Origin of the sequence: Hydrogenophaga sp. (assembly GCF_041633695.1) — a bacterium.
Classification (GTDB): Bacteria; Pseudomonadota; Gammaproteobacteria; order Burkholderiales; family Burkholderiaceae_C; genus Hydrogenophaga.
Genome location: NZ_JBFJMY010000383.1, coordinates 1 through 4,010 on the forward strand (window position 1 = coordinate 1; position 4,010 = coordinate 4,010).

The window sequence follows — 4,010 nt, forward strand, 5'->3', positions numbered from 1 at the left end:
CCCAACGTTGCCCCACCGAGCTCGCCTATGGTGAACAAAGGCTGGTGGAAATCGGGCTGGCGATGGCACTCAAACCCCAGGTGCTGTTGCTGGACGAACCCATGGCGGGTGTGCCCAGCGGTGAACGCCAGGTGGTGCTGGACGCGCTCGATTCGCTGCCCAGCGAGCTGGCCATTTTGATGATCGAACACGACATGGACCTGGTCTTCAATTTTGCGGACCGCATGCTGGTGCTGGCCGACGGTGCCTTGCTGGCCGAGGGCACACCGCAAGAGATACGCCGACACCCCGCGGTGCGCACCGCCTACCTGGGCGCGGAGGCCTGACGCCATGACGCATCTGCTGCACCTCGACAAGCTGAGCGCCGGCTACGGCGCCATTCAAGCCTTGCATGGCGTCAACCTCTCGCTGAATCCGAGTGGCCGCCTGGCCCTGATTGGCCGCAACGGTGTGGGCAAAACCACGCTGCTCAAAGCGGTGATGGGCCTGGCCGACGTGAAGGCAGGCCGTGTGTATTTTGACGGCCAGGACATCACGCTGTGGTCGCCCCGCGAACGCGCCCGTGCCGGTCTGGGCTATGTGCCCCAGACGCGCGACATTTTTCCCTCGCTGACGGTGGAAGAAAACCTGGTCACCGGACTCAAGGGTCGCCCTCGCAGCGCACTGGACGAGGCCTACGCCTTGTTCCCGCGCCTGGCCGAACGGCGCCAGAACGGTGGCCAGCAGCTCTCGGGCGGTGAACAACAAATGTTGTCTGTGGCCCGCACCCTGCTCGGCAAGCCGCGCTTGCTGTTGCTCGACGAACCGCTGGAAGGCCTGGCGCCCATCATCTGCATCGAACTCATGCGCGCGTTCGAGCACCTCGCACAAGAAACCGGCGTGGCGGTGCTGCTGGTCGAACAAAAGGTCGACGACGCGCTGCGTTTTGCGCCCCGGGCCGTGGTGCTCGAACGCGGCGAGGTGGTGCTGGAAAGCGACAGCGAAGCCCTGGGCCAACGCAGCGATTTGCTGGAGCGCTATGTCGGCGTGGCCGGCGCGCATTGACGCAGTTGGCCATTTGCCTTGAATACCCACGACAGGAGACCCCCATGAACACCCCCACCCTGGATGCAACCACCACAACCGCCCCGCCCGCTGGCGTCCCCGTGGTCGATATCGATCCGTTCAGCGATGCCTTTCTGACCGACCCCTACGAGGCCCACCAGCGCATGCGCGAAGCCGGCCCCGTGGTCTGGATTCCGGCCTACGGCATCTACGCCTGCGCGCGCCACGCGTCCGTGCACGCCGTGTTCAACGACCACGCCACCTACATTTCGGGCGCCGGTGTCGGGCTGGCCAATTTTCACAAAGAAGCGCCGTTCCGTCCCAAGAGCCTGATCCTGGAGGCCGACCCGCCCTCGCACACCAAGGCACGGGCCGTGCTCGCGCGCATCCTGTCGCCCAAGACCGTGATGCAGATCCGGGCCACGTTCACCGCCGAGGCCGGGACGCTGATCGATCGCCTGCAAGCGCGCCAGGCGACGGGCGAAACCATCGACGCGGTGAAAGATCTGGCCGAGGTTTATCCGCTGAAGGTGTTTCCCGACGCGGTGGGCGTGGGCGAAGCCCAACGCGAGAACCTCTTGCTCTACGGCGACATGATCTTCAACTCCTTTGGCCCGCGCAACGAGCGGCTGCAAAAGTCGGCCGAGCTCGTGCAACCGGTGACGGCCTGGATCATGGCGCACTGCCAACGCGAGAACCTCCGCCCGGGTGGTTTTGGCGACCTGATCTACCAGGCGGCGGACGCGGGCGAAATCACCCACGAAGAAGCCCCGCTGCTGGTGCGCTCGTTTTTGTCGGCTGGCGTGGACACCACCGTCAACGGCATCGGCAACGCCATCCTGTGCCTGGCCCGGCACCCCGATCAGTACGCGCAACTGCACGCCGACCACGCACTGGCACGCCCCGCTTTCGAGGAAGCGCTGCGCTTTGAATCGTCGGTGCAGACCTTTTTCCGCACCACCTCGCAAGACACGGAGCTGTTCGGCGTGCCGATTCCGAAAGACAGCAAGATCGTGACCTTTCTCGCCGCCGCCAACCGCGACGAGCGCCAATGGCCCGAGCCCGACCGCTTCAACATCCAGCGCCGCCCGGCCGGTCACATGGCCTTTGGTTCCGGCATCCACGGCTGCGTGGGCCAGGTGGTGGCCCGCCTCGAAGGCGAAGTGGTGCTGACCGCACTGGCCAAGCGCTTCTCGCGCATCGAACTCGTGGGTGAGCCCCAGCGCCGCCTCAACAACACCTTGCGCGCGCTGGCTTCGATGCCGGTGCGCCTGATCCCCGCCTGAAAGAAGCCGATATGCCCCAAGTGACCTTGATCGACGCCAACGAACAAACCACCACACTGGAAATACCCGAAGGCCAGAGCCTGATGCAGGCAGCGGTCTCGGCCGGTGTGCGCGGCATCGTTGGCGAATGCGGTGGCTCGGCCATGTGCGCGACCTGCCACGTCTACGTGGACCCGGCCTTTGTAGACCGTCTGCCGGCCCCGCTCAGCACCGAACTGGAGATGCTGGAGTGCACCGCCAGCGAGCGCCGCACCAACAGCCGCCTGGGCTGCCAGATCAAGTTGTCGCCCGCGCTGGAAGGTTTGGTGGTGCACTTGCCCGAACTGCAACAATAGGGCCTCCCGACTTCTTCCTGCCCCCGTCCATGAGCCCGCCGTCCTCTGCGCCTTCCGCCTCCCCCCGCACACGCAAAGCCTCGTCCAAACCCAGCGCCCACGCGTCCGTGGTCGACCTGGAGCGCTACACCCCCGCCTTTCTCACCTGGATCGCGAACAAGCTGTCGGGGGGCGCGTCCACCGCCTACCTCAGCGCGTTCAACGTCGGCATCGAAACCTGGCGTTTGCTGGTGCTGCTGGCGATAGAAGAGTCGCTGACCGCACAAGCCATCTCCCGCACCATCGGCATGGACAAGGCCTCGGTGAGCCGAGCGCTCAAAAGCATGGTGGCGCGTGGGCTCATCACCATCGCGCTGGACGAGCAGGATGGTCGGCTGCGCTTGGCTTCCATCACACCCAAAGGCCGCGACCTGCACAATCAGATCCTGGAGCTGGCGATGGAGCGCGAGCGGGCCTTTCTCTCGGTGCTCACGCAACCGGAGCGGGAAACCCTGATCGGCCTGCTGCGCCGCCTGCACGAAAATTTGCCTGCGGTGGAAGCGGCCACGCAAGACTACCTGCAACGCCACTACCCCCAGGTCCGACAACGCCGCGCACGCGGCAGCGAAACATGAACCAGACACCCCACACCCCTCAGACCGACGCCATCGTCATCGTCGGTGGCGGACACGCCGCCGCTGCCTTGTGCGCCGCACTGGCCGAAGCCGGCCAGGCACACCGGGTGCACCTGGTCTGCGCCGAAGACGAACTGCCTTACCAGCGCCCTCCTTTGTCCAAGAGCTTCCTCAAGAAAGCCGACGAAGCCTTGATGCCACACAAGGCCACCACCTGGTTCGCCGAGCAAGGCATTCAAACCCACCTGGCCGACCCGGTGACGAACATCGACCGCGAAGCCCGCCAAGTGCAGCTGCGTTCCGGCACCACACTCTCTTACGGACACTTGGTATTGGCCACGGGCACGCGCGCACGCACGCTCGATGTACTGCCCAAGGGCCTGCACAACGTGCACCTGTTGCGCAACGCCACAGACGCGCGCGCCCTGCGCACGCGCCTGAACGAAGCCGCTGCGGCTGGGCACCAGCTGACCGTGCTGGGTGGCGGTTTCATCGGCCTGGAACTGGCGGCTTCGGCCCAGCAGCTGGGTCTGCCGGTGACGGTGCTGGAATCGGCCCCCCGGCTGTTGGGGCGCTCGGTCTCCGCGCAACTGGCCGAACACGTACTGGCCCACCACCGCCAGGCAGGCACCACCGTGCGCATCGGGGTGCAGATCGGTGGCTTCGAGATCCAGGACCAGCGTCTGGTCTCGCTGCAAGTGGATGGCAACACCGCCGCCATCGACATCGCC

The 4,010-nt window shown here is 65.7% G+C and carries 6 protein-coding genes; all 6 read left to right on the forward strand.

Going from position 1 to position 4,010, the window contains the following annotated elements:
* Positions 1-326 (forward strand): ATP-binding cassette domain-containing protein (locus ABYB95_RS18525; protein ID WP_372660198.1); only part of this gene is annotated, 326 nt, incomplete at its 5' end.
* A gap of 4 nt (positions 327-330) precedes the next feature.
* Positions 331-1,044, forward strand: coding sequence for an ABC transporter ATP-binding protein (locus tag ABYB95_RS18530; protein WP_372660200.1), 714 nt, complete (start codon positions 331-333; stop codon positions 1,042-1,044).
* 44 nt (positions 1,045-1,088) lie between these two features.
* Positions 1,089-2,330, forward strand: coding sequence for a cytochrome P450 (locus ABYB95_RS18535; protein WP_372660202.1), 1,242 nt, complete (start codon positions 1,089-1,091; stop codon positions 2,328-2,330).
* An 11-nt stretch (positions 2,331-2,341) separates the two neighbouring features.
* The gene (locus ABYB95_RS18540; RefSeq protein WP_372660204.1) at positions 2,342-2,665 is read left to right on the forward strand and encodes a 2Fe-2S iron-sulfur cluster-binding protein; all 324 of its coding nucleotides are present in this window, start codon (positions 2,342-2,344) and stop codon (positions 2,663-2,665) included.
* A gap of 29 nt (positions 2,666-2,694) precedes the next feature.
* On the forward strand, positions 2,695-3,279 hold the full coding sequence (locus ABYB95_RS18545; RefSeq protein ID WP_372660206.1) for a MarR family winged helix-turn-helix transcriptional regulator: 585 nt from the start codon (positions 2,695-2,697) through the stop codon (positions 3,277-3,279).
* Positions 3,276-4,010 (forward strand): NAD(P)/FAD-dependent oxidoreductase (locus tag ABYB95_RS18550; RefSeq protein WP_372660208.1); only part of this gene is annotated, 735 nt, incomplete at its 3' end. The genes ABYB95_RS18545 and ABYB95_RS18550, both read left to right, overlap by 4 nt.